The following is a 998-nucleotide window of genomic DNA, read 5'->3' on the forward strand; positions in this document are numbered from 1 at the left end:
TTGGCATTCGGAGTTTGACTGGGTTCGGTAACCCGTTTTGGGCCCCTAGCCCAATCAGTGCTCTACCTCCAAGACTCTTAAACCCGAGGCTAGCCCTAAAGCTATTTCGGGGAGAACCAGCTATCTCCAAGTTCGATTGGCATTTCACCCCTACCCACACCTCATCCCCGCACTTTTCAACGTGCGTGGGTTCGGGCCTCCAGCCGGTGTTACCCGGCCTTCACCCTGGACATGGGTAGATCACCTGGTTTCGGGTCGACGACGACGTACTCACACGCCCTGTTCAGACTCGCTTTCGCTGCGGCTCCGCCTCTTCGGCTTAACCTCGCACGCCATCGTCACTCGCCGGTTCATTCTACAAAAGGCACGCCATCACCCATCAACGGGCTCTGACTACTTGTAGGCACACGGTTTCAGGTTCTCTTTCACTCCCCTCCCGGGGTGCTTTTCACCTTTCCCTCACGGTACTGGTGCACTATCGGTCACTAGGGAGTATTTAGCCTTGGGAGATGGTCCTCCCTGCTTCCGACGGGATTCCTCGTGTCCCGCCGTACTCAGGATCCGCTCGGGAGGGAACGAAGTTTCGACTACAGGGCTCTCACCTTCTCTGGCCGGCCGTTCCAGACCGGTTCGTCTACCCCGTCCCTTTCTCACTCCCATCGTGAGCGGTCCTACAACCCCAAGAGGACATGCCTCTTGGTTTGGGCTGTTCCCGTTTCGCTCGCCGCTACTTGGGGAATCGCGGTTGCTTTCTTCTCCTCCGGGTACTAAGATGTTTCAGTTCCCCGGGTGTGCCCTCCATGCCCTATGGATTCAGGCATGGATACTGCCCCATTACGGACAGTGGGTTCCCCCATTCGGACATCTCCGGATCAACGCTTGCTTACAGCTCCCCGAAGCGTTTCGGCGTTTGCCCCGTCCTTCATCGGCTCCTAGTGCCAAGGCATCCACCGTGCGCCCTTTCCAGCTTAACCTATTGCGCTCTCGGCTTCTTCCTT

At 57.6% G+C, this 998-nt stretch carries 1 rRNA gene; it reads right to left on the reverse strand.

The features are described 5' to 3' along the window. Nucleotides 1-974: ribosomal RNA gene (locus ABS784_RS16835) — 23S ribosomal RNA — on the reverse strand; the annotation flags it as partial. Between the last annotated feature and the right edge of the window lie 24 nt (nt 975-998).

Source organism: Geobacillus sp. G4 (assembly GCF_040327975.1).
Taxonomy (GTDB): Bacteria; Bacillota; Bacilli; order Bacillales; family Anoxybacillaceae; genus Geobacillus; species Geobacillus thermoleovorans.